This window comes from Bradyrhizobium sp. B025 (genome assembly GCF_042257955.1).
Lineage (GTDB): Bacteria > Pseudomonadota > Alphaproteobacteria > Rhizobiales > Xanthobacteraceae > Bradyrhizobium > Bradyrhizobium diazoefficiens.
Map to the genome: position 1 here is coordinate 1,500,707 of NZ_CP170150.1, position 24,920 is coordinate 1,525,626.

Genomic DNA, 24,920 nt, shown 5'->3' on the forward strand with positions numbered 1-24,920 from the left:
GCCTCATCGCACGGCCTTACGCCACCCGGTGGCTTCGGCTTCCGCTTCGCTACAAAGCCAGCGTTCGCTGCGCTTCTTCGTCATATCGATTAGTTCGTAGCTGGCTTGCCCTGGCAGGTGATAAATCCGCTCGCCGCTGCGCTCGACAGTGCCTTTTATCAGGCACTCGGGGGACGGTGGTTCCGACAGCAGGACTGATCCGAGCAGTACTTCCTGCGCGTCGATCGGAACCGACCACGCGCCGATGATCATCGTGCCCTTATTGCGGCGAGGCCAGTCCCACGGAGCGATGAACGCTCCCGACCACAGTCCGGCATGGGCTGTGCTTGCCGACAACTCATAGACAGCGTGAGATGCAGCAGCCGATAGTGCCCAGCCCGAGCGTACCATCCAGACATTCACATTCTCGCCTTCGATGAAGCAGTTACCGAGGGCTCGTCTGTACTCATCGACTCTCTGGGTGTGACAATCCCAGGTTCGCCCATTTGAATGCTTGATAAGCTCGTCGCGAGCAGCTACGCCGCAGGCCCATTTGCGACCGTTGGTGTCGAGACAAATCTGGTCCGTCTCAGGAGCTTCGATGCCTGAGAGCCGAACGTTGGTTTTCTCGATCTCGATCGTATTGCCGTCGAGGATGCGCGGAGCACCGCTGAGCGTCGCGGCGCAGACCGGAGATGTGACGAGAGCGAGCAATGCGAACATAATTCCGCGGTTCACCGACAATAACCTTTCGCTCCTGATCCACGTTTCACGCACGATACGGTGCCGATACATTCGACTGCTTGACAGCATTATGTGCGTTATTCCGCCGGCATTTCCGAGCGCTCTATGAGCGCTTCGCCGGAACGCGAACCTACGGCCTGACGCTGCGTAAGGATCAAGTGATTTCTTCGGGGCGGGCGGCGGTATTCTTCGAGCATCGGCTCTCTCACTAGGACCGCGCTGTACCCTCCACCTGAGGGGGAAATCCTCGCGGGCGGGCCGAACGGGCGATGCTGAACAAACCCGAACCCCGGAATGTTGTGTTTTGCAAAAAAGGAGACCGACTATGAAGCGCCGGCGCTCGCGGTGGAGTCAGGCGTTGAGGAGCAACCTTGTTCTGGTCGGCCACGGCTCCCAGCGGCAATCTTGCCGCTGCCGACGGTTCTGCGATGAAATTTCGCATTTCACACGAAAAGATGTGAAAAATCTTGTCTGGCTCGCTCTGACCGATTTAGAAGAAGACGCAATGGAGTTCAGCGTAGACGCCCGCGCATAACTTAGCTCCTTGCGCGAGCAAACCGCGCAAATCCGATGCCTTTTCCGCCCGGCAGGATGATCGTTGATGTCGACCAGGGCAGGTGGAGCACAGTTATAGAAGTGTTTTCCATGCTTCGAAATCCGGATCTATGACGTGCAGACGAATGGGTGCCAGATAAGCTAGGGCCGAGCCAGTCTGGTCCTCGACGTTCTTGCGTACGGCTCTGAGCTTCCCGGTCTGCACGCTCCGAAATGCGCAAGCGCCCAGCGGTATGCTGGGTTGCTACCGGTGAACGGTTTCCGGTAACTTCCTCGCCGGCTTCGTCTCAGCACTCATTTCCTGGTGCCTTCGACGTTGCTACGCAAACTGATGTCCTCACACCGGGTGGAGTGAAGGCGGGAAAACCACATCTCGCAAGCTCGTGCGCGCCGCTGACACTAGGCGGAACAAACGGAATCGCGCGGCCCGACCTTCTTGCGACGGGACGGACTGCTGCGAGAAAGGCACCCGGACCGTTGCGGATGCTAAAACAAAGCAAGTGTAGAGCGCGTATGTCTTGCAATAGGTTCGAGGCGCTCCGCCACTGCGGCAAGATGTTGCTCTGCGGCGGTTTACTCAGGCCTTGGCTCTCCTAAGTCTTCCTCTTCTTTTGGCTCGGTGCGTTGGAACCAGGAGCCAGGGGGAAATTTCGCGATGCGTTTGGCAAAGGAGGATTGTGGCTCCCAATCCTGTCCTTCTCTCTTCTCGAAAGTGATGACCCCGTTGTGTGTAAAATAACGTGGTCCTTGGATACTACAATTCACCAAGAGCAGAACGCGCCACACGCCACCCTTCTCGGCCGGTTTATCATTCCGCTTCGGTAAGTAGTCCACTCCAACTGGTTCAATGATAGTGCAGCGGCCCTGCCGCAGAAGATCGCCGAGCCGGCCTTGCGGGGTAGTCACAAAGTTGAAGTTGGCCGGATCATGCAGAAAGCGAAGATTTGCGTCCCTTTCGCCATCTGCGACTTCACTGGCGATTAGGGAGAGCGCCAGGGCGCGCCAGCCCAATTCCATCGGCTTCGCATAAGTCGACGCAAGTTCAAGCGTGCCGTCGAGGGCGATCTTCCAGGCGATAACGTACTGTTCGTCCGATTTGTTGTCCCGGTGTCTGGTCCACGAAACGAAAATAAAGTCGTTTTGGCCAAGTTCAACAACGCCCCACATTTGAGGCACGAACTGTGCCACCTTCGAGACATTGGAGATAATTTGTTCTATCGTCTCACCATCTTGCGCTCGCCAAGTTGACTTCAGTCGTTCGACCAGGGGACTGTCGCTGGCCCGAATATTATTGCTCATGGCAGCCGGCCAGGCGAGGCAGATTAAAAATCCGACCACGCTAAGCCATAGCGCGGGTCTTCCAGGCATTCTCTTCATAACCCTCGGCCTATCGCGTTTCATCCAAATATCTTGTGAAGCAGGCAACCTCGAACCTGCTATGCCATCGCAAGAAGTTTACGGGGATGCACCCGCTAGCTGTCCCGCGCGAGCAGGCGCTCCCCTCTATGTCATGCGCAGCTAACTTCCCCGGCAGCGACTGCGTCAATTGGCTGAGCTGGACCTGCCCAGAGGAGGAGACTGGGCATTCCGAGGGTCTGCATTCTTCGTGCCAGGCAATAGGCGGAAAATTTCACGGAGTTTGTGTCACTCTTGTCGACTTTCCGACCTTTGCATGTTTTCGATGTTTCTGTTTGGCGTATCCGCCGCAGCTTGTGCATCCATGTCCCGCACCGGATATTTAGCAGAAGAGTTGAACGCCTCGATGCCGGATGCCTGTGGACGGAAGTGGGTTTGCCGCCATTGAGCTGTGTGGTTCGCTATCGTGCCGCCCGCGTTCGAGCTGCGTGATTGCCAAGCACCAAGCCGGCTTGATCCCAGCTCTGAAGTCTGGGTGGCACGCAAATCAACCCCTCGCCAGTTGCTAAATTTCGCCACGTGCCTTGGCCTATTCGCCGCAGATCCTTTAGTTGAGCGAAGAGCTGGCTAGCTGAGGTGCTGGGCGAACCTCTGGAAATCGCAAAGCCGCATTGAAAGCGCTCTGATATAACGTCGGTACTCCCGCCGGCAGGCTGCTTCTGTCCCTTTCATCAATTTAGCGTGCGGCTCCGCCTCAAGGCAGCTCCGATGCTTATCCGGCATCTGAGAAGGATATGTCTGATTATGGCATCTCTGATGAGAGAATGTTTCTAGATGGTGAAGTCACAGAGATGCACGGTCATTCGGCTAGCGGATGTCGCAGATTAGCTTGCACATAATCTGAGAGGTTGACGGAAGAGTTCTCCTGCCGATAATCCAAGTCGTCGAGGTTCTCCGGTTCCCATTGATCCGGAGCTAAGAGGGAAGCCGGTGCAAATGCCGGCTCTGCCCCCGCAACTGTGAGCGGCGAGCCGCTGTCCGACGATGTCGCTGAAGCCTGCACGGCTTCGGGAAGGCCGGACAGCAGCGATGACCAGCAAGCCAGGAGACCGGCCCCGACAATATATTGGTCCACGGGCGGGGTGTCTCGGTGGTGCGCCAAGCAGCCGTCGCACGCGCGACTTCTCCTGCCTGCGTCCGCCATGGCCTTTGTCCCCAACAGGGGTTAACGCTATGTCTCCTCTCTCTCTTCCAGTTGCTACGCTCGGAACGCCACGCATCGGCCCAAGGCGTGAGCTCAAGCTCGCTCTAGAAAGCTACTGGGCTGGAAAGATTAGTGAACAGCAGTTGCACGAAGACGCATTCGGCCTACGCGCAGCGAACTGGGCTCGTCAAAAATCGCTCGGCGTCACGATCATTCCGTCAAACGACTTCTCGCTGTATGATCAGGTGCTCGATACAAGCGTCATGGTTGGCGCAATCCCGGAGATCTACGCCGCGAACGGAGAATCCGTTTCGCTCCAAACGTACTTCGCCATGGCCCGCGGATCGCAATGCGGCGAGCAGGATGCGAGTTGCGCCCAGAGCCCGCGGGGATCTGGCGTGCCCGCGCAGGAAATGACCAAGTGGTTCGATACCAACTACCACTACATGGTTCCTGAGTTTTACCGGGGACAGGCGTTCAGACTGTGCTCTCGCAAACCCGTCGAAGAGTATGAGGAAGCGAGGGCTCTTGGCTTTCAGACCCGCCCTGTCCTGATCGGGCCGGTCACATTTTTAAAGCTCGGCAAGAGTACCGATAGTGCGTTCCAGCCCCTCTCTCTCCTCGATGATCTGATACCCGTCTATATCGACCTTCTGCATGAATTAGCCAAACGAGGGGCAAGTTGGGTCCAGTTTGACGAGCCCTGCCTGGTCCTTGATCTGGATGAGGCGGCGCGAAATTCGTTGCTGCACGCCTATAACCGGTTCGCAAAGGAGGGACCCGCTATCAAGATCATGCTTGCGAGCTATTTCGGCGCCCTAGGCGACAATCTGGATACTGCCTTGAGCCTGCCAATTTCCGGTCTGCACGTCGATTTGGTTCGAGCGCCAGAACTATTGGATCAGATCGTTGCTGACGGCCGAAGTGATCTCGTCATGTCGCTCGGTGTCATCGACGGCCGGAATGTGTGGCGGTCGAACTTGCCGTCGCTCCGTCAGCGGCTGAAGCCCTCGATTGCGAAGCTTGGCAGGCACCGTGTACAGCTCGCTCCATCCTGCTCGCTGCTTCACGTGCCGGTCGATGTTGAACTCGAGACCGGGCTCGCGTCCGACGTCAAGAGCTGGCTTGCTTTCTCGGTTCAGAAGATGCGTGAGCTTGCGATCCTGGCGCGGGTACTCGCAGGCGACCAGAATGTTGGGCTAGCTCTTGCCGAGTCGGAATGCGCTGCGACTGCCCGCCGGACCTCGCCGAAGATCCATAATGCCAACGTCGCTGTCCGAATGAGGGCGATCGATCAGACGATGCGCCAGCGCGCCACCCCGTTTGCCCGTCGTTCCGAGATCCAAAGGGAACGCTTTGGACTACCGGCTTTTCCCACCACGACGATAGGATCGTTTCCGCAGACCACAGCGGTGCGAAATGCTCGCGCGGCGCATGCGCGAGGTGCGATGAGCGAGGAGCAATACGACAGGTTCCTCAAAGAGGAGATAGCCCGCGCCGTACGTTGGCAGGAGGACATCGGTCTTGACGTCCTCGTTCATGGCGAATTCGAGCGTAATGACATGGTGCAGTACTTCAGCGAGCAACTCGCCGGCTTCGCATTTACAAGGAATGGATGGGTTCAGTCCTATGGTTCGCGCTGCGTTAGGCCCCCGATCCTGTTTGGCGATGTAGTGCGGCCGAAGCCGATCACCGTGGAATGGTGGCGCTACGCGCAATCACTAACTAGTAAGCCGATGAAGGCGATGTTGACCGGACCGGTGACGATCCTGAACTGGTCGTTTGTTCGCGATGATATTCCTAGAAGCGAGGTCTGCCGTCAGCTTGCGCTCGCGATGCGCGATGAAGTCCGCGATCTCGAGAATGCCGGTGCGGCGATGATACAGATCGACGAAGCTGCACTTCGCGAAGGATTGCCATTGCGCCGGTCGGACTGGAAGGCATATCTCGATTGGGCCGGAGATTGCTTCCGCATCTGCTCATCGGGCGTTACCGATCAAACGCAAATCCATACACATATGTGCTACTCAGAGTTTAACGACATCATCGGTGCGATCGCTGCAATGGATGCGGATGTCATTTCAATCGAGACGTCGCGATCGAAAATGGAGCTGCTGGATGCGTTCAGGAGGTACGAATATCCAAATCAAATCGGACCGGGCGTGTACGACATTCACTCTCCGCGCGTTCCCGAGACGGACGAAATGAAGGAGCTGATCGTGCTAGCTCGGACGCGCTTGCAGGATTCTCAGCTCTGGGTCAATCCGGACTGCGGCCTAAAAACGCGCAAATGGGAGGAGGTTCGGCCTGCGCTCGCCAACATGGTCGCTGCCGCGCGCGAACTGCGCGCTGCATCCGATCCGCAAATCCGTTGATCCCGAGCTCCGGTCTGTTCTCGACAAAGCTAATTGGGTTATGGTGATTTACGCTTTCCACATTATCGAGGCTATCCTTGCCGCTGACAAAATGCCCGGTCCACTTCGTGGACCGGGGAAGGTACGGTCTCGGAGAAAAGATGGTGACGCGTTACGCTAGTTTCGTCGGCCGCGGGAGAATTGCCGGCTGCTCGATCAAGGCGACGACATTCGCCGAAAATCTGCGACCCATTCAAGCAGAAGTGCCGCAGCTCAATCATGCCATGGTACGCGGCCGTCTAGGCTGTGATTTGTCGCTCATGGGCACGTTGGCAACGGCCGCGACAGCAATGAGAAAACTAATGCTTGACGGACACCGCAAGGCACCGGCGCGGATTCGGTCCGCTCGGAGATGCCGTCAGGCTCCCTCAATCAATCCACGCTAGATAGTTTCCGAAGAGAGGACGTCAAAGGCACTCCGTACCCCAACTCACGCCAATCCATTTGGAATAACGGCTATCCGGGCCAGATACGCCAATGCGTCGGCCGCACAGCGATTTGCTCTCCGGTATTCGCGTTGATCCATCCGCCGAAGATCCGGCGGCAAGGAAAGACCACCCGGTGAATTGAATTACCCTCGATCACGGCAATCTCCAGATCCTGATCGAAGGGCGGCGCCTTTCCAAGCTGCTCCCATGTCAGATCATTAGATGCTGGGCGGTGTTCATAGCTGCGGGGTGACAAATTCAGATAACCTTGTTAACACCGCGCACATCGCTTGGGTTCTGCGCGGACGGGCCCAAGCCGATAACGTTCGGATGGCCCGCGTTCTCGATCGCGTCAGCCGCGGCGGAGGGCTATCGGCCATGCGCTGTTGTGACGAAACATGATCCGCTCGCGAACTGAAATATTTAGATCTGCGCCACGAAACGACATCTGAGCTTTGGTCGAATTGATTTGGATCAGCTCAAGGCCTCGGCCGTTGATATTTGTAGCTGTGCTGCACAAGTTAGACTGGACTCCAGCTCCAGTAATCCGGCCCGGAGCAGGGTAAATGGTCCGGCCGTCTGTCATATCACGTCCCTTGTTGGTGAGACACATCTCCTTATCCTCCGGCGTCATCGTGTTGGTTGTGTGTGGGGGGCCTCCCTCACGCGCGCATTTTCTTAACACCGTTAGATGGGCGGCATCGCTCTGAGCCCATAGCAGGGCCGTCCCGCAGGCCGATAAAGTAGATGCCGTCGCAAGTCGGCGCAATTTATCATGTGGCCGGTCATTGGCCGCCGCGCGGCTGCGGCTGCGTCTGGTAGCAGTCCTAGGAACGGCAGCGGGTACCCGGGCAAGAAAGCATCATGGGCGTCAAGCATTTCGGTCCGCCGTGCGTCTGACCTTACTAGAAGACCACTTCTATCAGAGGCAGCCGCTGCAGCATTGATGCTTGTCAAAAAGTTGTGCGCGTCCGGGATCGGAGGCTCGTGACCGCTACCAGCCGCAGACGCTCGTCGACATGTTCCGAACTCGCGCTTCAGCCAGCGCCTCGCGTTCTCTGCAACAGACCAACGCGTTGAATTGAGGTGCAACCCACGCCCATGGCTAGGACAACTTTTCGCCATTGCTCCGTGCACGCCGACGGTCAATTGATGCTTCGCCTTTCACTCGGTGGCCTTGCCGGGCGCTGATAGACCTTAAGCTCCGGCGCTGAAGTCCTGGACCGGGCTTATCGAAACGTGGGCTAGGACAAGCGTGATGAGCGGCTTCTGCAATCGCGTCTTCAGGTGGACCGCCGATGCAAGTTCGGGGTTCTTGGTGCCCAGCGATCGCTTGCGCGCATAGCCGCCGGCGCATGGCAGAAATCAGCCCGCGATAAGCCTGCACTTGCGGCAGTCGTTCACAAGACTATCGCGGACAACTCGTAAAGTTCACGGCGGACTTTCTTGGCCTATCTTCGGAGGATCAGACAGACCTCTTGGGATGCTCCTTGAGGCAAATCAAATACTCCCCGCGCGAATGGCAGAATAGTGGATAAGCAAACCACACAAAGAGAGGGGGCATGCCTTCATTTAGCGTCCGGTTTATGAAGATCGTTTGCGACGATGCCGGCGGCGAGCATCGTGCGTGCCAGGCAGCATTCAAGGTCGATGCCGCCTCGCTGAGTGCTGCTGCTCAGCAGGCGGAGACCGATTTCTGCCGGCAAAGGCGGGTCCGCGATTGGACAATCTTCGCCGATGTACTGGAGCTTCGAACACCGCCTGCATGAGCCAATCCGTCCACATCATCTTCGAGCATTCCGCGAGGACGAGCTCTCCTGAGTTGCAAGGGCGTCGCACTTTCCGGGTTTCCAAGGAAGTTTAAGGTCTTCAACTCCGGCCAATGCTCTCAGTTCACGCCCGTGACATTCACCGGCGTCCTCGCCAGTCATGGTATTCTTCGGCTATGGCATCCGGCGCGACGACGTGTTCGTCGAGCATGCCTACGACATTGTGTCCGGCTCCGCGTTTCAATCGGATGAGACTTTGCCCTTTTACAGTGACCGGCGTCCACTTCGAACCTTGGCAGCGGTGCTCCGCATCAGCCTTACTTCCGCCCGCTGCCATTCCGTGCGGTAGCCTTACTGTGGCAAACGTTCCAATTATACAATTTGAACCACGCCGGCAGCCGTATATGGAATCCCGAAGGGACGGCAAATACGTCATCCGCCGGCGAACCTGCCAGGTCAGATAGGTTGAATTCGTGGTGTAGAGCACGTATCCGGCAATGGTGTAGAGCGCATCTGACCAGCCGGCCAAGGCGGGATCATCCCAGTGGGTAGAGAACAGACGATCGCGCTGCTCCGCGTCTGTCCTCTGCGGCAGCGGGCACACAAGCTGGCACGCGGGTCCGCCATCGGATCAAGGACCGCTACCTGGACGAACTGAATGAGGACGTCGAAGGAATTGTGAACACGTTGCGGAAGCTTAACGTGACCGTGCATCGACCGATGACACTCGATGCGTCCACCGTGGAGGTTCGCACCCTTGCTTGGTTGGCCGCAGTCGTGCCGCCGCTCAATGTCCGCGACATAGCGTTAGTGGTTGGAGACGAATTGATCGAGACCCCTCCTATGCTCCGCTCACGATACTTCGAGACGCAATTTCTCAAGCCAATCTTCGCGTCCTATTTCGACCGAGGCGCGCGATGGTCAGTGATGCCGCGCCCGTTGATGACTAACCGTTCATTTGACCGCTCCTACGCCCTGTCAACGACCGGTGGTCCAACGGAACCGATCCACCATCCCGGAACACATCCCTATGACGTTGGCCTCGAGATGATGTGGGACGGTGCGCAGTGTTTGCGTGTTGGACGCGACCTCGTCGTAAATATCGCTACCAAGAATCACGCGATGCCATGTGATTGGCTTGAGCGCCATTTGCAAGGACGATTTCGGATCCACCGTGCCTACAAGCTCTGCGATAGCCATATTGATAGTATGGTCATAGCGCTTGCGCCGGGGCCGCTGCTCGTGCGGTCTCGCGAGGTGGCGGACTATTTGCCAGAAGCAATGCGCAACTGGGACATGATAGTAGCGCCCGAGCCAACCAAAAATAGCTTTCCGGCTTACAACGACGACGATCTGCTGTTGTCCAGTCTTTACATTGATGTCAACGTCCTCTCGGTCGCTCCTGACGTCGTCTTAGTCAACGACGCCTGCCCCGAGCTGGCTCGGATCCTTGAACAGTACAGCTTTCAGGTTGTCCCGGTTCGGCGCCGCCATAGACGGATCTTCGGCGGTGGGTTCGTTCCATTGCGTTACTCTCGACACGGTTCGCGAAGGCGGGCCGGAGGATTACTTCAGCTAGTACCGACGATCGTCTGCTTTCCGGGCAACGATCTGCTAAGCCGCTGCTTTGGGAGCCTCATACCTGGCGAAGCTTATGCTGCATCAGCTAGTTGGGAGAAAAATCGTAGCGTAGGCTGGCATTGCCGTAGTTGAGCCACCTAGATAGACTCTCCGCCGCGTTTGAGGTCGACATTGACGGGTGCCTCTCCGGGCGCCGTAAGTCGGGACGTGCACACGCTCACATCTTGCGGCACCATTGTGCGCGTGACCGTCTTCCCTTATCAGGACGGGAGCTTTTGAATGTCATTTGATCGTCCAGTGACTTAAAGGAAACTGTTGCTTCGATGTCACCAGATCGGTGAACAGCCGATCTACGCTTGTGCGAAAAAGAGCCACCACATGTTCGATATCTATTTGAACCAAAGAAACGATCTTTTGGTCGTGCCGAGAGGCTTTGCGATCCCCGCGGGATTGGGCGGGAATTGGAAACGAAAGAAGCGGGCGGTTCGTTTCGTGAGCGACGTCATTCGTCAGGATGTACAACGGCGTGGCTACTACCGACGTCGTTTGATCTCAAGTCGGTCGAAGTCGGCAGTCGAGACCACCTCACGCTCCTAGTCAACGCAGCTATCTAATGCTGAACCGTTCTTCGGAAGAGTCCTGGCAAGATGCAGTCGAAAAGCGTTGCTTACCGCGGCGACGGCAGGCGGGTGTCGTGCAATCGGCTTTAGGAGGAAGCTCTCTTTTGAAAAGCGGCTCGCAGCTCTGGAGCTTACCTCAAAATATGTAATATGGGCTTTTCCTTAAGTCGATGGCGTGCGCGAGTTTTCAGTTGTCGATACTGAAGATACTCGCCTGCAGCCGCACGGTCTGGCGAGTATCGAAGTCGTTAAGCAGCATTTGGCTATCTATTTTAGCAGCGGCCCGGAGTGGACGGACCGTATGAAGCGGATTGCGAGCCGCGCGACCCCACTCGATGTTTTCGGCCAAAAGCTGATCGAGCGGAAGGCCGGGTGCTGGATTATCACCGAAGAGGGAAGAGAGTACTTGAGGCGCTCGAAAACTTAGATCGGGGTACTATGCAGGCGCAGGTTGAGCGAGAGATCGCGCAAGAGCCGAAAGCTGAGCTGCCGCTCCCTTTGGTTTCTCGGCTGGAAGCGAACACGGGCAGAAAGCGTCCCACGGCATGCGATTGAGCCGACGTAAACCGATGTCGACGTGGAGGAAAGCCGCTTGAACCCTTGCTGGTGGTGATGCAGTTCGACTGGATTGCGAAGTTCAATCTAGAAACAGTGTCGTTGTAATCAGTGTTGTGGAGTCGTTGAACGCGACCAAAGATATTGACCTGAGGGACGAAGGATTTGGCCTCTTCGTGCACATCAGTGTCATCGAGACGGTCGGCTAAACTGATTTCCCGGAAGGCATCCGGGTCAAATACGAGAAGGGGACCAAGAACCCCATGTATTGGTTGGCGAAGGCAGCCGACGAAGGTCTCTGCTCGTCTTTAAGCGGTCTACGCCTGTGGTGTCCTGATCGGCGGTGGACGCCAGTCGTGCTGGATTTTCAGCAAATTTCTTATCCCGAAAATTGGGCATGATGATCTTGCACTGGAATTGAGTGTCATTCGGCCTGCAATATTGACCCCCTAAGCCGGGGGATCGGCGTCCAAAATTGACCCCCTATAGGTTGGTCTGTTGCGCTGCCTGCTTTGGAATGAAGCAGGTGGTCGAGGATGCTGATCGTGGAGACGATTGCGCGGATTCGGCGCGAGCACTTCATCAAGGGCAAGACGATCAAGGAGATTGCCCGTGACCTGAAGGTGTCGCGGAACACGGTCCGGAAGGTGCTGAGGTCAGGAGAGACCTCCTTCGAGTACGAGCGGCAAGTGCAGCCGCGGCCAAAGCTGGGACGATGGGCAGTAGAGCTCGACGGACTGCTGGCGGCGAACGCGGCCAAACCGGCTCGTGAACAGCTGACGTTAATCCGGATCTTCGAAGAGCTGCGCAGCCGTGGCTATGACGGCGGCTACGATGCGGTGCGGCGTTACGCCAGGCGGTGGAGCAAGGAACGCGGGCAATCGACCGCGGCTGCTTATGTCCCGCTAAGCTTTGCCCCAGGCGAAGCCTACCAGTTCGACTGGAGCCACGAGGTGGTCTTGCTGAGCGGCACCACGGTGATGGTGAAGGCCGCCCATGTCCGGCTCTGTCACAGCCGCATGCTGTTCGTGCGGGCCTATCCGCGGGAGACGCAGGAGATGGTGTTCGACGCCCACGACCGGGCGTTCGCCCTGTTCAAAGGCACCTGCACCCGCGGCATCTACGACAACATGAAGACCGCCGTAGAGACGATCTTCGTCGGTAAAGGGCGTCTCTACAATCGCCGCTTCCTGCAGATGTGCAGCCACTATCTGGTCGATCCGGTCGCCTGCACGCCAGCGTCGGGCTGGGAGAAGGGGCAGGTCGAGAACCAGGTCGGGCTGGTCAGGGAACGCTTCTTCACGCCGCGGCTGCGGTTCAAAAACCTCGACGAGTTAAACGCCTGGCTGCTCGACAAATGCATCGCCTACGCCAAGGTTCATCGCCATCCGGAGCTGGTCGATCAGACGATCTGGGAAGTGTTCGAAGCCGAACGCCCCAAACTCGTTCCCTATGCCGGCCGCTTCGACGGCTTCCATGCGGTGACGGCATCGGTCTCGAAGACCTGCCTGGTGCGCTTCGACAACAACAAGTACTCGGTCGCAGCCAGCGCAGTCGGGCGACCGGTCGAGGTTCAAGCCTATGCCGATCGCATCGTGATCCGTCAGGATGGACGCATCGTTGCCGAGCACCCGCGATCCTTTGGCCGCGGCGATACCGTCTACGACCCCTGGCATTATGTGCCGGTGCTCGCCCGCAAACCCGGCGCCTTGCGCAACGGTGCTCCCTTCAAAGACTGGGTGCTGCCAGCCGCGATCGAGCGGATCCGGCGCAAGCTTGCCAGCACCGACGACGGCAATCGACAGATGGTCGACATCCTCAACGCGGTGCTGACTGACGGTCTGCCCGCGGTGGAAGCGGCCTGTGCCGAAGCGCTCAGTCACAGCGTCCATTCGGCCGATGTCGTTCTCAATATCCTGGCCCGTCAACGTGAACCCGCCCCACCGGCCAACATCATGACGCCGGCCGCACTGACGCTCCGTCATGCACCGATCGCCGATTGTGCCCGCTACGACAACCTCCGGAGGACCATCTGATGGAACGAACCCAAATCTTCGACCTCATGGGCGAACTCAAGCTCTACGGCATGAAGGCTGCCTTCGACGAGATCATGGCAACTGCCGTCAAGCGCCAGCACGAACCTCAGCGCATTGTCGGCGACCTGCTCAACGCCGAGATCAACGAGAAGCAAGCCAGGTCGATCAAATACCAGCTCACCATTGCCAAGCTTCCGCTTGCCAAGGACATCGCCGACTTCCAGTTCGACGGCACGCCGATCAATCAGACACTCGTCAATGATCTTGCTGGCGGCGGCTTCATCGCCCAACAACGCAACGTCGTGCTGGTTGGCGGCACCGGCACAGGCAAAACCCACCTGGCCATTGCCATCGCCAGAAGCTGCATCCGATCCGGTGCCCGCGGCCGCTTCTTCAACGTAGTCGACCTCGTCAATCGCCTCGAGACCGAGACCCGCAACGGACGGCAAGGACGGCTCGCCGAGCATCTGACCCGGATGGACTTCATTGTGCTGGATGAACTCGGCTATTTGCCCTTCGCCCAGTCCGGTGGCCAGCTTCTCTTCCACCTCGTCAGCCGGCTCTATGAGCGCGCCTCCGTCATCGTGACCACCAATCTCGCCTTCGGCGAATGGCCGAGCGTGTTCGGCGACGCCAAAATGACCACCGCGCTGCTCGATCGGTTGACCCATCACTGTGACATCGTCGAGACCGGCAATGACAGCTGGCGCTTCAAAAGCCGCGACGACGATCACGCCACCCGCGCTCGTCTCGTCTCCGCTATCCCGGCCAGCTCCAACGAGCCGAGCGCTACCGTCAAACCGCGGCGCACGAAGGGGTCAAAATTGGACGCCGATGAGGGGTCAAATTTACAGGCCGATTGACAACCTTGAGCACCACCTTTCGCCCGGTATCCCGTTTTGGCTGTTGCGCAAGGCTCAGAAAATCCGAATGCAGGATCCGAACTACGCGAAGGTCGCCGCGACTTGGGGCGGGCTCTTTGTCAAGGGACCTCAAGGTCAGCCTAGCGTCATAAGTCAGTTGAAAGAGCGAAATCGACGGCTGTATGAGCAGTCCGTTGCCGCCGTCCGGACGCGGGGCCAGGTGGCGTGAGTCTGCAACAGCCCGAGCGCGCGCGAGCCGTTGTCGGCGTCACTTCGAACCGTCTTCTGGTCGACGGTGTGCATCGCGACTGGTTACGCCGTAAGTACGTGCAGGCACTCCATCGTCATGGGGGAGTTGCTTGCGTCGTATTGCCGACCGTCGACGCGGAAGATGCTGGGGAGGCGTTCGCCACGGCCATCATGCGCCGGCTGGACGGTGTGGTCTTGACAGGTGATGAATCGAACGTCGACCCCGCCGTCCTGTCAGCGCCTGCATCCTTAGTTGATCCTGATCGGGACGTTGAGGCTGGGATCCTTGACCGTCCTAGGGACCGGCTTTCTGCCGTAGCCATACAGAGCGCCATCGCGCTCGGAATGCCTATTTTGGGCATCTGCCGTGGGCTTCAGGAGCTCAACGTCTATTTCGGCGGCACACTCCGCCCATCGCTTGCGGAGTGGAGCCTCGAAAGCGGTGCTATGCATGCCGAGAAGCCAGACCGTCCCAGGGACCGTCAGTACGATGCCGCGCACAGCGTCAGGATATCTTCCGACGGCGCGCTCTTCCCAATCGCCCGGACGATCGAAGCCCAAGTCAACTCGCTGCACAATCAAGGCATCGAGGCGCTTGCCCCGGCGCTGAGGCGGGAGGCGTGGGCGCCTGACGGTCTTGTTGAGGCGGCTTCGGTGATTGGCGCGCCGACGCTGCAAATCGGGGTGCAATGGCACCCCGAATGGCACGTCTCAACCGATCTCCTCGGCAAGCAACTCTTCAAAGCATTCGGAGAGGCCTGTGTTGTGTACCGCGGAACGAAGAATCACTAGGGCAGATCGTGAGATTTCAAACCAAACGTGGTCAGTACAGGCCGAAAGTTGAATGCCTCAAAATCGATGCGCGCGGCCCGGTCCCTGCGAGGGCCGCGCCCCGTCGCGCGGGCACGGGAAGGGTAGACGATTGACGAATAGGTTCGCGCTGGGAGTGCTCTTTGTGGCCCTCTATGTCCTCGTGAGTGCGGCAGGCGAGGTTTATGCCGCAGCGTATTTTCAGCGAGCAGATGCGTTCGTCGCGCTCCTGCTGTCATTTACCGTGGTTTGTCTGACGTTCAATCTCTTGGCGCGCCACGACACAAGCAAGGCAGGAGTGGGGAATCGGTCCCTTTTGGTCTTCGCCGTACTCAACGTCGTGACAGCAATCAGCTGGATCGGCCTATTTATCGGCTTGAAATACGTTGAACCTGCGATCGTCGTCGCGTTCATGGTGGCGTTGGGGCCCACCGCAACTGTGTGGCTAAACGCCGTGATCAGGCGCCAGGGAGTTCCGCCAGCATCCGACATCGTCGTCAGCGCTTCGATCGCGATGATCGCGAGTTACATGATTTGGATCTCGGCCAGCGGCAACGCAGGCGTGGAGTGGGGGGCTCGATCGTCCTTTGGAATAGTCTTGGCCATCGTGGCCGGCCTATCGCTCGCCCTCACAAATGTACTTGTCAAACTGCTTTTCGACCGTGGGTTTTCCGGCCGGCAAGTGCTGGCGCATCGGTTCTATGGAACGATTATCTTGCTGCTGGGACTGGTGGACTATTCATCCATCGTGCCTGAGATCTCGCAGCATTGGTTTGCGATCGCAGCAGTTGGCGTTTCGACGATGATTGTTCCTTTGCTCTTGATCCAGCAGGGCATTCGTTACGTCGAGCCCTTCACCGTCAACATGGTCCTGTCCACCGCCCCTATCATCACCTTCCTGTTCCAGTACTTCGATTCTCGCATCGTGCCTTCGTCACATACGTTCCTTGGAAACATTCTCATTACGGCTGTCGCCGTCAGCAACATCTACTTGCAGTATCGGAGATCCGCATGAAAGAACGGAATTGTGTAATCGTAGACGCATACTCTACCGGCCGATATCTACCGGAACAGTTCAAGCGCTATGGCATTGGAACCGTGCATGTGATGTCGGCCGCACAGATTCCACCCATATTCCAAGCGCACTTTGATGCTAACCTGTATGATGAAGTCATTCGCCCCAGCGAGCGCATGGGGTATGACGACATCGTTGAATATCATCTTCAGGCCCTCCATGGCAGAGAATTTAAGTTCGTTATCGCCGGCTGCGAGTCTGGAGTCGAACTCGCCGATTCGTTGTCGGAGCGGCTGGGCTTACCTTCAAACGGCACCGCTCTATCGGCTGCTCGGCGTGACAAAGCGCGATTGTCTTGCGCGCTGACCTATGCCGGTGTGCGATCGATCAGACAAGTCGTGTCTGACAATGCTGTAGAAATCGCAAGCTGGAAGCGCGAAGCGAACTTCGACGAGATCGTGATCAAACCTCTGAACAGTACGGGAACCGAGGATGTATTCTTTTGCACGACAGATGCTGACATTCAGCGGGCACTAAGCGCGATTGTCGGGAAGACCAACCGTGTCGGAGCGTTGAATCGTTTTGCCCTCGGGCAGGAAAAAATAAACGGTCAACAATACACCGTAAACGCCATCTCGATCCACGGGAATGCCTTCGTTACGGAGGCCTGGACGTATGACACCGTTCCTATCGAGCGAGCATCATCGGTCTGTTCACTCGAGAGATTGTTGGACGGCAGCGAACCAATCGTTCAGGAGCTGTCCGACTACCTGGAACGAGCGTTGCAGGCGCTTCAGATCGCCGAGGGACCGGCTCATGCTGAGATCATCGTCGATCATCGGGGACCAGTTCTGGTTGACTTCGGAGCGAGGCTTCAAGGGACCATGTCGGCAAAAGCACGAACGATGGCGTTGGGGCACAACCATATGACCCTGACGGCCTGGTGCTACGCAGATCCCAAGGGCTTTGGTGAATATATGAGGCTGCGCGGGCCCTACAAGCGGCAGGCTCACGCACTTTGCGTCTCGTTGATCTCAGATATGGGCGGTGTCGTCGCCGGTTACCCGGGACTCGAAGCAATCCGCAAGCTGCCGAGCTTCGCAGACGCCATTGCATTCGTTCCGATTGGTCAAGAGCTTGTTCCCACGATCGACTTGGCGTCGACACCGGGCATCGTTTATCTCGTGAATAGCGACTTGACTACGCTTGAGAATGACTATCGCAAGTTGCGAGCAATGCGGATGGACCAGGTGTTCGATTTAGTGATGCAGGATCGCGACTAATGCCAACTGATCCCAGGTTCACCGGAGCGAATCCAGCCCGCGCGGCGATGGTCGGCGTCAGCGACTTCGATGGCGTTCTGCGAGGCAAACACGTCTTAGGTGAAGATCTCTCGGATGGAGATAAAGTTATCAAGTTCTCTGAAGTGGTGCTGGCGTGGGATTGTACGGACCGGGTCATTCCGGCGAGTTTCACGCAAAAGCCGCTATCAGCGTTCGGAGATGCTGACCTGCGTATTCTATCAGGCACCGGCCGTTCGGTGTCTCATCTCGGCTCTCAATATCTCTACCTCGCGGAGTTCACGGGCGCGCATGAGAACATCTGCCCGCGCGGCGTTCTGCGTAAGGTCCTACGAAGGGCTGCTGACCACGGATACGACTGCACTGCCGGGTTTGAGTTTGAGTTTATACTATTTAAGGAGAACGCAGACACGATTGAAGAAAAGCCGTTCGGTGAATGGGCTCCTTTAACTCGCGGCCCGTTCGGCTACTCGATTGCGCGCTCTATCGCGCAACATGAGCTGTTCGGTGAGATCTTGGCGCTTTGTGAGAAGGCTAGAGTACCTCTCAGCGGACTACACTTTGAAACGGGACCTGGCGTGGTCGAAGCGTCACTTCGTCATTGTGATGCGCTGGAAGCCGCCGATCGAGCAACCATATTCAAGTCGATGATAAAAGCCTGGGCGCAAACGCGAGGCATGATGGCTACATTCATGGCCAAGGTTTCCGAGAAATGGCCTGGCCAGTCCGGCCATATTCACATCTCCATGTCCTCGGATAGTCAAAATGCGTTTTACGACGGTGATGCGTTCGGCAACGTCTCCGATCTTATGAGGCAATTTATCGCCGGACAACTAGAATACATGAATGAGTTCTGTGTGCTCGCTGCGCCAAACTTCAACAGCTACAAGAGATTGGTACCTGGCTCCTGGGCACCAATCTGTCCAAGCTGGGGAGTCGACAACCGCTCCTGCGCGGTTCGCGCCATTCCGGGAGAGCCATCTGCCCATCGCCTGGAGTATAGGCTGCCTGGCGCAGACGCGAACCCATATCTCGCGCTAGCATGTGCGATTGGTTCGGGAATATTGGGCGTCGAGACAGGTCCGGCACTACCGGCTTCGATCGTCGGTGATGCAAGCGTGGAAATGTGTCGTCCGTCCGCGAGACTGCCTCAAAGCCTATCAGAGGCAACATCTCGGTTTGCCGAGTCTGCAGCGGCCAGTGATGTCTTTGGAGAAAGGTTTGTTGGAGCGTTTTCTTGCTCGCGCCATTGGGAGTGGCAAGCCGTTCAACATCGGGTCACCGACTTTGAACGTCGGAGATACTTTGAGATCATTTAGCTTGGGCTCTTCGACAGTTCTGGAGATCATTCTTCTGGCCGGTGCCGGCAGGGCTACTGCGGGGGTCTGTGCCGCTAATGTTGGAGTTCATGCAGAGAAAATGTGCGTTACTCGTAGCGTTGAAGACGCCCGGCGCTTGGTTTGAGGTGTGATCTTTTCAATCAAACTTATAGGAGGCCTGAAAGAACGTACCCCAGCGCTCCATGCTGTACTTCGCGAATATGGCCGGATCACCGACGCAGCCGCTGCTGCTGCACAAAGAGTCGCCCCGCTTTTTGGTCCACATGGACCAGTAGCGCCCGCCGACGCCGACGCTGAAGTTCTTGGTGAAGAAGTAGGACAGCACGCCTTCAACCTGGACGCCGCCGCCACCGTTGCCCCGCTGTTCATCGAAGGTGGTCTCGTCGCGCAAGAGATGGTGGTCACGCCCTTTGAAATCGGTCCAGGACAGGTAGGCGACATCGGTGTTTAAGCGCCAGCGCTCAGAGAGCATGGTTTCGGCGCTTAGGCCGACACGAGGTGCATTCCACTGAGTATTCTGGCTGCCGATGATAGTGTCTGGGTTCGCCGGACAAGTGTAGCGGGGGTGGGCAATCTGCGTGCAACCGATGGAGTCGGAACTCTGTTCGTAGTAGGTCCAGCCGATAAATCCGCCGACCTTGTAGTTGGCGCCGCGCAGGAAATCGTAACCTAAGTCTGCGGTAAAATAGGTGAACCGTCCGTTTCGTTGCCGTGATGCGTTGTTGATATAGGAGAGTTCCCGATCGGCGAGCCAATCTTCATTGTTTATGTTTCCTTTATCGAAGCGCCCGAGGCCAATGTTGCCCTTCAGGAACACTCCCGATGGGCTGTCGACACGGCCAAATAGCTCTCCCGAAAGTCCGTCAAGGCCATGATAGGTGAGCCTCGATACAAGGACGCTGGGGTCTAGAGGCAAGTAGGGCGCTACACTGTGGTCCCATTGGAATCGTCCGCGGCTGAGCCAGAGCCGCGATCCGCCTTCGAACGACCAACCATCCGAATAAGCAATCGGCGGCGCGCCGACTGGAGCCTTCGCGTACTGCGGCACATAGGACCATTGCGCCGTCCACGGGTCGGCGCCAAAATGGTAATTCAATCCAATCTTTCCGATGTGATAGTTGCTGGACGGGCTCGTTGTGTTCGCCGGAACAATTGCGAACGGCGGACCCTGCACCGTCGGAGGTGTCGCGACACTCGGGCCACCGAAATTCAGATAGTCATACTCAGCTGCGACCGACCATGCGGGCGTAAGCGCCTGCTCGACGCCCAGCCCGATGATGCCACCGATGCGACCGTAGTCGAAATGGGTTTTCTCCTGTGGCACGAGTCCGCCTTCGTGGTTATTGATGACGTCGCCCTGATTGTTTTGCCAAGCTGCACCTCCCTTGAGATAGGCCAGCGTGCCACCCGACGCGCCAAACGTGTAACCGACACGACCGGTCGCGGTGGCAAAGATGTTCGGACCTGCCTTGCAGTTTGCACTCACGACAAAGCCGGACGACGCGAGGCAGGTATTTGTGCCGTCTGAGACAGCACCGCTGACATCGAGTTCGACGCCAAACACCCAGCCGTTCTTCTGCCAATTGTAGCCGATCTGGCCACCTGCGAGGAACGTCGGCGTATCGACTATGCCGCCATAGATTGACGGACCGTAGGGATTGCTGAAGGAGGTTCGGCCGTACCCGCCGCCGACGTGTCCACCAATATAGCCTCCGGACCAGTTCCACACCGCCGCGGGCAGTTTCACTTCCGGCTCAAGGTCTGCCGCATTCGCCGCACCATTTGCGACGAGCGCAATTGTCGTGGCTCCCAAAAGAAGAACTCCAGGTCGCATTCAACACGTCCCCTGCAGTTTCTCGGTCCATAACCGAGCGTCCATAAGCTATCGCCGCAGCAAACCGTCGGGGCGGAGCAGACGCTAACAGCGACACGCGCCGAGTCCGTCCCGAAGACCATCGCGCTGCGATTGGTGATGATGCCGCAAAGAGAGCAAGTCGCGTGCCGAAGTGAATTCGCAGGCTTTGCGGGCACTTCGTCGCGGCGTGTGTCGTCAATCTGCTGACATTTGTCTCAATACCGACAGCCGCGCGGCCACTGCCCCACCAATACTTGGCTAGCGCGGTGTCATGGGCCGAAGCGCACGATGCGCCGGTCTCACTTTGGCTACCGGAAGCCTTGCTGCCTCAACAGGTGGAAAGACAGTGCGGAACGGGCTCGTCGCTTCGAAGATATTTGAGATCGATCTGTGCTCCCGAGCGCTCTCATCGAGAGCACTCTTCATTTGACGCCGCTCTAGTCTTCAGACGATATCCTTGCTCCTGCGGGTTGGGATCGAGGCTCTCACAGGTCTCTCCGGCGATTACACGTTCTGCGTCACTCCACAGAGTATCGGCACTGGCGTGTTTTCGGGGATAGATTGCGGCCCCTCTATACCAGCTCATCGGCTGTATCATTTATTGCGGTGTAGATTTCGTCGAGGTCTGCCGCTGTGACGCAAGACGGGGGCACGACGTAGATCGTATTCCCCAAGCGGGCGCAGCAGTAAATTTCGATCGTTTAAGAACGCCAGAAGCGGCACGCGAACGCGTAAGCCGACCGGGACCGATATTGGCGAGGTATCCTTCGTCAGCGACTTTCAGTTTAAGTTCTGTGATTCCAGGTGAACCGCGCGGACCTGTTTGCTGACGCGGAGATCGCCTTGCGCGGCCGTCGTCTCGTAGAGCGCGTATAGTTGGGCTAACGCAGCGCCGGTCAGGTCGTGGAGATCCGGCGCCTCCTCCGGCGAGAAAAGCGTCCACGGGCGCTGAACCCGAGGTATGCAGCACGGCGGTGATGCGGATACGTGCGCCGAGATGCTCGGGATTTGCCGGGATGATCGTCATCGGCTCGGAAGCCGCGTGGAACAGCAGGCCATAAGTGCCGATCGCACCCCATAATCGGCAACACTAGAGTCTAGCGAACCTGAACCCGCGGTAAGCGCGCCGCAGGCAAGCGGACGACGAGCTGGCTGTCCGTGATGTCGATGACTTCCTTGCGCTTTCTCCCGTCATCGTACCGCAATTCGAACGACACTCCCGATCCAGATGGGGCAAAGGGCTCAGGCGTAAGGCTGATCCACCCCGCCCCCAAATTCAGAATGATCGGTCGATCCGCCCGGAATCGCGCGTCGAGCAGCACCAAGTCCAATCGAAGAGACTGGAGCCGCACGTTGAGCCGTCGCCGCACGCCATCACGTGGCCAGATACGCAGTGTGTGAGCGAACGTCTCCATGATGCCACCGTGACAAACCTGCCCAAAGATGGGATCGTCGGCAACGATCGTCGCAGCAGCGCGGACCGCCCCACAAAATCCCAGGTCGATCTCGCACGAGTAATACCACGTTCCACGGTGATGCGGCTGACCGAGCCATGTGGTGCCGCTCGGCGCCGGCTCGAAGCCGCCACCGGCCGCGCCGTCATTCTCCTCGCCCGGATACCAATAGCCATGACCCGCCGACGCAGGGCCGCTGTTCAGCAAAGCCCACGCGCTGAGTTGTGAGGCATAGCCGAGACGAAGGAGCGGATGCGGGTCGTCTGCATCGTTCAGCGCATGATCAAGCAGCGCCCAGCCACCCATCTGCGCCATGTAAGTCAGCGTATAGGCGTCGCCCGCAGTGTGGCGATAATCGCTGCCCAGATAGTAATAAGCAGGTTCCAGCCAGCCACGGCAGAACAGATTTGCAGCGATCTGACGCTCCGAGAAGGCACGCGCCGCCGCCTTCGAAACCCCCATGGCGACAGGGTCGTCAAGGGCCGAGCGCGCCAGTGCCTGCGTTGATTCGAAGGCTGTGGAATCGAACGGATATTCAGACTTGAACAGGTCCGCCTTCGGATCGACGAAGGCGCGCACCTTACGCGCCCAGTGCGCCTCCAACGTCGCCGCCCCGCGTGTCAAGCCCGCCGTCGTGAGCGCCGAAACCAGTTCGGGGATCACACATTCGTTGTAGAAGCCGGTGCGGTAGGCAGACCACATCACCACGCGCATCGGCACCGTGAACATGGCCAGCGCCGTACCGTAGGCGCGTACCAAATAATCTCGTGCGCTCTGGCGGGTGGGTATCGCGGGATGGTCACGCGCGATGCGGTGCATGGCCAAATACATCGCGAAGATGTGCGGATAGACATAAGGCCGCCAGATATGCAGGCGACCCTTCGGGCCGGGATCGCTGCTTTCCCTGTTCTGCTTCCAATCGGGTATGCCGTAGAGGCCGTAGGCGTATGCCTCCTGTGTGGTACGTTGCAGCCCGCCCCAGACGAACGTGTCTATATACCGATCCAGCGCCGCCACTTCCGCCACATCAGGATGCTCGGCATTCTTGGTCGCGAGGTAAGCGGGCTTGCTCAGCCCGGGATCATCACACGTCACCTCGTAGATGCGCCAACCCTTGATCCGGTCGTAATTGTCCGGGCCAAGCAGGACCTGCGTCTCCATATTCCACTCGCCAAACAAACCGTCGTACCATTTGGACGGGTCACGATGCTGCCGCTTCACGATGAAGGTTGCGCGCTTCTTCATCATCGTCTCGACGGGCTCGGTAGCGGAGAATTCAAGAAATGTCTGGCGCGCACCCGGCTGGTGCAGGGTCAGCCGGTTCTCGCCCAATCGCGAAAAGCGAACCCGCCACAGGCGCCTGCCAGCCCGATCCGGCAACCGTTGCACCACCGTGTCGCCGGTAAATTCCGCTTCGATTCGCTCCACCGGAATGGAGGACGCGAGCGCGATGTCGACATGCAGGTCATTGGGAACCGTCATGCCCGGCATCACTTCCACGTCCACCAGACCGGCGTCCGCGATAGCCCTGCGCGCCGCCTCGTAATTGGCAACCCATTGGAAGCGGAGACGGTAACGCCGTTGCTCGGCCGGCGACAGGGACAGGGAATGCGTCGGCTGTCGCCAGCGAGTCCCCGCCGCCACTGCCTCGCCGGCGGCCGCTCCGCCCAAGATGTAGGCGCACCACGTCCCACTGGCTTCGGCCGAATCCTTGTGGACATCCCAATATTCCAGTGACGTGTCCGCTTCCGGTAAGAGCATGAGGAAGGGGCCGGTGCTGTTGCCGCGAATCCAGAAGATGTGCGATCCATGCCCCGAGACGAAGCTGTGCTTCAAAACAGCCACCGATGCCGGTTGCCCTGCCGGAAATTCGGTGTTCATCGGCATGGGAAAATAGAGGTCGCCAACCTCCACGCTCGCCATGCCGTCGTTCCGCAGCATGATCTCCCACGTCAATCCAGCCTCGTCGACTGCGAGGCGGGTCGTGAGAAGGACGCCGGCATCGCGGGCTGCTAGTTCAAGGGCCGCGCTATGCATCGGCTTCGTTGCATCAACGCCGGTTCGAAGCGTATGCCACTCGGATCCGGCACGCCGAACTCTAGCGTGAGCCGTCCCCAGCACGGCTCCAGGCAGAACATAATCCGTGTCATACGCATCGTTACGATAACGCAAGGAGGTAATGCCGTCTTGTGTGCACCCAACGACGAAGGGAGAGTCGACCGCCTTCAACACCATGGCAACCTTGCGCTGCGGCCGATTGGGTGTAGGCAGCGTAACGCCCCCGAAAAACGCGCTACCCAAGAAGCTACTGCCCAACAGCATCGTACGACGCGTATACGTCCAGGCTTTAGACATGGCTTTAGACTTCGTCATCAACCGTATCCGGTATCGCTCCATACGGATGATCAAGGCGTGCCGTTTCCCGCCGTAAACGTCAACGCGACAAAGCGACATACGTTCTCAAGTACCCAGCGTTCGGTTGCCACCGCTTCGTCACCATCGGTCCTCACGGTGCCCTTGGACACCAGAGCTTGCTCGCAAGGAGGCCAAGCTGCTCTTGGGCCTAGTTGCCAATGGCAAAGACCCGGTCGATGACAAAGTTCACGGCGCGCCTGAGGCATTCGGCCGAGCGCCGCCCCTCGACATTGCGCGGCTTCCACTGCCTGCTCACTACTGCGTAGTCTTACTTAATCAGAGTGTCGCGGCTTTTACCGAGAAGATTCCTATTTTTGAGAAGACTCATCTATTCGGCGTGCGGAGAGGCTGAGATGGGTCGGGTAAAATGGGGGACG

Annotated in this window: 13 protein-coding genes, 1 pseudogene and 1 riboswitch; of the genes and pseudogenes, 9 read left to right on the forward strand and 5 right to left on the reverse strand. The window is 58.1% G+C overall.

The window, feature by feature from the left end:
- Window positions 1–3: 3 nt before the first annotated feature.
- The 3 genes from ACE10W_RS06935 to ACE10W_RS06945 form a co-directional block, all read right to left on the reverse strand.
- Window positions 4–717 (reverse strand): thermonuclease family protein, encoded by a 714-nt coding sequence (locus ACE10W_RS06935; protein WP_014497787.1) that lies wholly within the window; start codon window positions 715–717, stop codon window positions 4–6.
- 1,134 nt (window positions 718–1,851) lie between these two features.
- Window positions 1,852–2,577 (reverse strand): hypothetical protein, encoded by a 726-nt coding sequence (locus tag ACE10W_RS06940; protein WP_014497786.1) that lies wholly within the window; start codon window positions 2,575–2,577, stop codon window positions 1,852–1,854.
- Between the two features lie 345 nt (window positions 2,578–2,922).
- Window positions 2,923–3,213 (reverse strand): hypothetical protein, encoded by a 291-nt coding sequence (locus ACE10W_RS06945; RefSeq protein WP_131234261.1) that lies wholly within the window; start codon window positions 3,211–3,213, stop codon window positions 2,923–2,925.
- 351 nt (window positions 3,214–3,564) lie between these two features.
- A riboswitch (cobalamin riboswitch) is annotated at window positions 3,565–3,767 on the forward strand.
- A gap of 100 nt (window positions 3,768–3,867) precedes the next feature.
- On the opposite strand from ACE10W_RS06945, the gene metE reads away from it, so the two are divergent.
- The 9 genes and pseudogenes from metE (at window position 3,868) to ACE10W_RS06990 (ending at window position 18,798) form a co-directional block, all read left to right on the forward strand.
- A complete protein-coding gene (gene metE / locus ACE10W_RS06950; RefSeq protein ID WP_011084864.1) occupies window positions 3,868–6,213 on the forward strand; it encodes a 5-methyltetrahydropteroyltriglutamate--homocysteine S-methyltransferase in 2,346 nt (781 codons plus the stop codon).
- A 2,029-nt stretch (window positions 6,214–8,242) separates the two neighbouring features.
- Window positions 8,243–8,449: a hypothetical protein gene (locus ACE10W_RS06955; RefSeq protein WP_026312600.1), complete on the forward strand. Its 207-nt coding sequence runs from the start codon at window positions 8,243–8,245 to the stop codon at window positions 8,447–8,449.
- 702 nt (window positions 8,450–9,151) lie between these two features.
- Entirely contained in the window at window positions 9,152–10,162 is a 1,011-nt protein-coding gene (locus ACE10W_RS06960; protein WP_198046591.1) for a glycine amidinotransferase, read from the forward strand.
- Between the two features lie 1,579 nt (window positions 10,163–11,741).
- Window positions 11,742–13,232, forward strand: a pseudogene (gene istA, locus ACE10W_RS06965) (IS21 family transposase); the annotation flags it as partial.
- Between the two features lie 8 nt (window positions 13,233–13,240).
- A complete protein-coding gene (gene istB, locus ACE10W_RS06970) occupies window positions 13,241–14,104 on the forward strand; it encodes an IS21-like element helper ATPase IstB (RefSeq protein WP_039183785.1) in 864 nt (287 codons plus the stop codon).
- Window positions 14,105–14,329: 225 nt separating this feature from the next.
- Complete coding sequence (locus ACE10W_RS06975; RefSeq protein ID WP_011084876.1) at window positions 14,330–15,145, forward strand: gamma-glutamyl-gamma-aminobutyrate hydrolase family protein; 816 nt, start codon at window positions 14,330–14,332, stop codon at window positions 15,143–15,145.
- Between the two features lie 163 nt (window positions 15,146–15,308).
- A complete protein-coding gene (locus ACE10W_RS06980) occupies window positions 15,309–16,178 on the forward strand; it encodes an EamA family transporter (protein WP_223153700.1) in 870 nt (289 codons plus the stop codon).
- A complete protein-coding gene (locus ACE10W_RS06985) occupies window positions 16,175–17,461 on the forward strand; it encodes an ATP-grasp domain-containing protein (RefSeq protein WP_038959894.1) in 1,287 nt (428 codons plus the stop codon). Before ACE10W_RS06980 ends, ACE10W_RS06985 begins: the two co-directional genes overlap by 4 nt.
- Window positions 17,461–18,798 carry a glutamine synthetase gene (locus tag ACE10W_RS06990; RefSeq protein ID WP_375762589.1) on the forward strand — a complete coding sequence of 446 codons (1,338 nt, stop codon included), beginning with the start codon at window positions 17,461–17,463 and terminating at the stop codon, window positions 18,796–18,798. The genes ACE10W_RS06985 and ACE10W_RS06990 overlap by 1 nt, the downstream gene beginning before the upstream one ends.
- Before the next feature lie 157 nt (window positions 18,799–18,955).
- Here the strand turns inward: ACE10W_RS06990 and ACE10W_RS06995 are convergent, their stop codons facing one another.
- Entirely contained in the window at window positions 18,956–20,653 is a 1,698-nt protein-coding gene (locus tag ACE10W_RS06995; protein WP_080584265.1) for an outer membrane beta-barrel protein, read from the reverse strand.
- A gap of 1,118 nt (window positions 20,654–21,771) precedes the next feature.
- Window positions 21,772–24,582: a DUF5695 domain-containing protein gene (locus tag ACE10W_RS07000; RefSeq protein WP_038959897.1), complete on the reverse strand. Its 2,811-nt coding sequence runs from the start codon at window positions 24,580–24,582 to the stop codon at window positions 21,772–21,774.
- Window positions 24,583–24,920: the final 338 nt, after the last annotated feature.